The organism is Moorena sp. SIO2C4, from assembly GCF_010672485.1.
Lineage (GTDB): Bacteria > Cyanobacteriota > Cyanobacteriia > Cyanobacteriales > Coleofasciculaceae > Moorena > Moorena producens.
Window position 1 is genome coordinate 1 of sequence record NZ_JAAHGN010000477.1, and the last position, 5,562, is coordinate 5,562.

General features: G+C 45.3%; 2 protein-coding genes. Both read right to left on the minus strand.

Annotated features, from left to right (window positions below):
* Positions 1–3,724 (minus strand): two-partner secretion domain-containing protein (locus F6K20_RS22360; protein WP_287296068.1); only part of this gene is annotated, 3,724 nt, incomplete at its 3' end.
* 356 nt (positions 3,725–4,080) lie between these two features.
* Entirely contained in the window at positions 4,081–5,199 is a 1,119-nt protein-coding gene (locus tag F6K20_RS22365; protein WP_287296070.1) for a tetratricopeptide repeat protein, read from the minus strand.
* Positions 5,200–5,562: the final 363 nt, after the last annotated feature.

Sequence of the window (5,562 nt, forward strand, 5' to 3'; positions counted from 1 at the left end):
TGATACTACCGGCATTTCCGTTACCGGCAGTACTTGCTTCAATTGTCGAGGTGTGATCTAGGGATAGGGACTCGGTTTTTAGATCAATATTCCCACCATTGCCAACTGCACCAGTATTTACTGCGGTGGATATGGAACTATTCCGATTAAGGTCAACCTGTTGAGCTTCTTGTATGGTGATACTACCAGCATCCCCTTTACTATCTGTACTAGCTAGGATTTTCGATTCATTGTCCAGGGATAGAGACTTGATTTCAATATCGACATTGCCACCATTGCCCTCACCGGCAGTATTCGCTTCAATGGTCGAGGTTTGATCTAGGGATAGAGACTTGGTTTCAATATCGACATTACCACCATTGCCTACTGCTTTAGTATTTACTGCTGTGGATATGGAACTATTCCGATTAAGGTTAACCTGTTGAGCATCTTGTATGGTGATACTACCGGCATTCCCAAGCCCAGAGGTGCTGGCAGTTATTTCAGAGCCATTGGTTAAAGAAAGCTTACCCGTCTGAATATCAATCGTACCCACTTCCTCCCCTGGGCTAGCGTTTACCTCTGCACCAGCCTTTACCTCCGTTGAAATTGAGCTGTTGTCGGCAAGCTGGACAGAGTCAGCATTCTCAACAACAATGCTTCCAGAGGTTCCTGTACCAGAGGTAGATGCAGAAATCTGTGCTTCATCTTGGAGTGTTAAGTCTTGAGTATTAATCGTGATCGTTCCACCAGCCCCAGCCCCTTCAGTCTCTGCTAACAGTCCGCTATTGGGATTTGCGATCACCACCGTCTTATCGATATTCAGGGTAATGTTACCAGCCCGACCATCCCCAAAGGCAGTGGTGCGAAGTTGTCCACCAGTCGTAATTTCGAGAGTATTAACATCAATAGTTATCGTTCCACCAGCCCCAGCGGCTTCGGTAGAACTCGATACAACTGCTCCATCCCGGACAATCAACTTTTCTGTCTCAATGTTAATGCTGCCAGCATCGCCAAGTGGATTTATTTCATCGTTAATGAATTGAGAGTTAGCGAATATTCCACTAGGAACTACATTATTCTCATCATCGACAGCAGTGCCAACTAACTCGACTAAGTCCGAAGCGATGACTGTTATATTGGCTCCCGTACCACTATTTCCTGTTGCTGCGCCAATTCTGGAGCCATCACGTACTAAAAGTTTCTCGGTCTTAATCGTTAATTCCCCAGCATTCCCTGAACCAGTGGTATCAGAAGCAATCACCGCTCCCTTCTCTAGAGTCAGTGTGGGTGTTGTGACCTTTAACTCACCGGCATCACCTGAGTTCAAGGTAGCGCTAGCCAAGGTAACCTTGCCCGACAATGTCACTGACTCAGTGGCATTTATGGTTAAATTTCCCCCATCCTTTGCGTTGTCTAGCCTTCTGTTAACAGTTGCTGTGGTTACTCCAGCTCCATTCTCAATCGTTAAACGTTGGGTATTAACGGTTAAGTCCCCTGCCTTACCAGTACTGTTAGTAGCAGTCGTCAACCCCGTGGGAATAGCTCTGATAGCCAAGGCTACTCGTTCGTTAGGAGTAGGGATAAATGGAGCTGTTTCGTTGCCGACAATGTCTACTGACTCAGCGTTAACAGTTAAATTTCCACTATTGCCACTACTATCACGTAAAGTGACAGTAGCAGCTCCAGCTAGACTCCGTGATTCTTGGTTTTGGGCTTGGTTTTGGATACTCAAGGTTCTGGTGTTAATGGTTAAGTCCCCAGAATTACCTGGTCCAGTTGTAACCGTTGCCAAGCCAGACCCATTGAAAACTCGGAGGAGCCGTTCTAGCAAGTTGGAATTGGTGAAGTTGGTGACCAATTCCCCCAAATTGCTGAAGCCTGACCCTTCTCTATTAATTAATGTCACTGACTCAGGGGCATTGACAATTAAATTTCCTCCTACACCTGCCCCAGTTGTAACAGTAACAACACCAGAGTCATCAAGCAAAAAGTTGCTACCGCTGTTGAGGGTGATCTTACCTCCCTCTATTCCAGCAGAAGCAATGAAAGAACCTGGATTGAGGGTGATGTTATCATTGGCCAAAAACGTGACATCACCCCCATTGCCAGAGAAAAGCTTAGACGGATCGTCATTTGGAATAGGATTAGACGGATCATTATTTGGAATAGCAATGGTATTAACTATACCGTTGAGAGTAATGCTACCGCGAGAATCGATAGTAACTGACCCTCCCTTTAATACTTCACCGTTCTGAATGGCTAGATTTGCCAGAGTTGGCACTAACGAACCTAGAGTAGCTGAAACTTCAATATCTCCTGCTAGTGAAGGATTAGGCTTGTACTGATTGGTGAGCAAAACCTTTCCTGCCAACAGATCATTGGCAGATATGTTTTGGAACAACAAGTCTAATATATTGACATTAGCAAAAGCGATCGTGCCGATTTTAATATCTGCACTGGTGGCAGTATTGGTAATAGTGGGTCTGCCAAAGAGATTCAAATTGAACAAGTCACCAAAGAATTGGTTGCCTGTCAGTCCAGGGATACCAACTTGATTCGGATCTACTCCAGCACGAACATCAAGAGTCGGTTCAGTCTGACCATTAATATCCACTACTGTGCCATTAGATAAGGTAATGGCTTCGGAAATAAAGTCTATTCCTTCTGTACCTGTTTCATTGCCTGTAATGATCACAGAGCCGATCTCTACCGCTCCCCCTGCCACGATATGTAGGGAGGTTCCTAGATAGCTGTTGAAACTAACATCCCCAACTGAGCGAATTATCGGGTCATCGGGACTAAATAAATCTCCGAGGCTGCCATCGAGCTGTTCAATCCGGAAACTGCCACCACTCCAATAGTGGGCATCACCGGCGACCGTATTTTGTGACCGCAAAACCAGATCCCCACCGGAAAAAAGACCACTGTCTGGATGGTTCAAGGCAAATATATCCACCCCTTGATTGCCCTGAATCAATAACTTACCGCCAGCAGCGGCAATAAATGGTTGCCCGATACTATCCCTTATTTGAACTGTATCTTCTGCATGGAGTGTCAAATCTCCCCCAGCAATTAGTTGACCTTGTAAGTCAAGCTGACCAGCAGCTAGGGTTAGGTCTTGCCCCACTACTAAATAACCAGCGTTCGTGATTTTGCTGGGTTTGGGGTGATTCAAGCCATACTGCAATCCCGGAGTAATATTAATACTCAATAAAGGGGGGGCTTCTGGATTGGTGGCACTGAATTGTGTACCATTGTTGAACACTAAACTATTGGCTGTACTGGCGACAAAGGAACCTGCGACATCCAACCTGGCATTGTGGCCAAACACAATGCCATTGGGATTGAGTAAAAACAGATTGGCTGCACCATCGACACCAAGAGTTCCTAGAATATTGGAGATATTACTCCCGGTCACCCGAGAGAGTATGTTCTCGATTCCGGCTGGATTGGCAAAGTAAACCCGCTGTAGCTGACCAACATTAAAATCTTGAAAGCTGTGGAACAGGTTACTACCTCGCGCTGCTCCCCCTTCAATCAAATCCCCTGGCTCTCCCCTAATCGTTGCATTTGGTGTTACCACTGAAGATTCATTACCCAAGGTTTGATCAGGGTTAATCTGGGCTAGGGCATAATTTCCAGAAAAAGCCATAACCACCCATCCCATTAGGGTTATGGCTTTTTGTGTTAAGCGCAATATGCCCAACCTTCTGGTTGAGGGCTTACTTTGCCGATTATTCATCTTTTGCTACTGCACAACTAGCTAGTTGTCTGGGGGTACCTATAGTAGTCAAGGAACTTGACCTCTAGATTATTTCTCAGGGAAAGCCAGGGAGTTTACGGAATTTTTAGGTTATCTTTAACAAAAATTTACCGAAATGGTGCGGATTGATACTTTCTGTAGCGTTATTGCGATCGCGCAATGCCCTATAGTCTCAAGTTGCCTTGAGCCATAGCAATTCTATCCCCTAATCTCAAGTCCGGTTGAATACCTAAAATCAAAGAGATTGATGGGGAGATAGGGAGATGGACAGATGAGCTAGATTTTGATTAAGGGTAATTATCAGGACTTAATATGATTCCCTCACTGACTGATCCTTAAAGGAAATTTTGCAGTTCCTTGAGCAGAGACTCGGTCTGCTCAATCCCTTCGTTATCCCGTTGACTCTGGTAAAGTTCTAGGGCTTTTTCGATAGCAGTGAGGGCTTCGGTGACGCGAGAACGTTTTTTTAAGGCTACTCCTAGGTTATAGTGAGCTTGGGCATTTTTCGGAGCCAGTTCAATTAAACGTCTATAGGTCACTACTGCTGGTACGTATTGTTCTTGGGCTAGAAGAATTTTCCCGATGTACTCCTGTGCTTCTACTAAATCAGGTTTGGCAGAAGCTGCTCGACGAAATGCTTTGAGGGCCTTGGATAAATTCCCTCTCGATTCGAGAATTTGACCGATCTGGAGGTGAATTTGAGGATTACGAGGCGCTAATTTCACCGCTTTTTCAAAAGCCGCCAGTCCAGCCATCTCATCCCCATGTATCAACCAAGCTGTGCCCAAACTTAGTTGGATACGGGTTTCGTTCGGAGCAATTTCCGCTGCCTTTTGGAACACTTTTATGGCTTCTTCGGAATTTTCCTGCTCTAACCAAGCTGCACCGATTAACTGGTATACTGTTAGATTGTCTGGCTCAATTTCCAGGATTTTTTCATAGGTTTCTATGGCCCGTTGATAGTCCTTTTGACGTAGCAGGGTAATGGCCAAACCAAAATAGGCGTTAATATTATCCCGGTTAAGTCTAGTGGCACGACGATAGGCCGTAGCAGCACCAGCATTGTCCCCAGCATTGGCCAGACTGTAACCCAGTGCGTAATGGAAATTAGGATTTTCTGGCTCTAGTGCGATCGCTTTTTTGTAAGCGGCGGCAGCTTCTTGGAATTTGCCCAGACTTGCTTGTAAGTAGCCAATGCCCGAAAAAATCTTAGGGTTTCCTTGTTCCAGCTTAGCTGCTTCTTCGTAAACAGCAACAGCTCCCTGATAGTCACCCGCATCTACCAACTCTCGTGCTTGATGAAGAAGGTCATTGAGCTGTGGATTATACTGCTGTCGGCTAGATACCAGAGTTGGCATTGCTTCAGCAATTTCTGGCAGGGGGGTTGCCACTACGGAAAAAAATAAGCTAAGAAGGAGGAACAAAGTTTGCTTTAGCAAGGTCAATTTTTTCATCGTCATCAGGTTAGTGTACTTTTGGCATGGTTCACTTACTGATGAGTTTTACCATGAACACCCGCTAATCGGGAAGGGTTAGTTGGGATAAATTTTGGTTAACTTCTGTTAAGCTACGGGTTTGCTTCTGGTCAACTTATGATAATAACCCTTCCGGTTTAGACCGGAAGGGTTAGTCATGAAGGATGTCAAGGTTAAATTTTGATAACTTAACAATCTTCTTTTAGATCTATATATGATTAGAGTCGATGCCTGGTATTACCCAGGGCACCTCTCCTTCAAATCCGGACGTGAAAGTTTCCCCTCATCCGGCTCCTGGATATCCTAGTCTTTCGACTTGCCCCCGTGGATGTTTTGGTGACA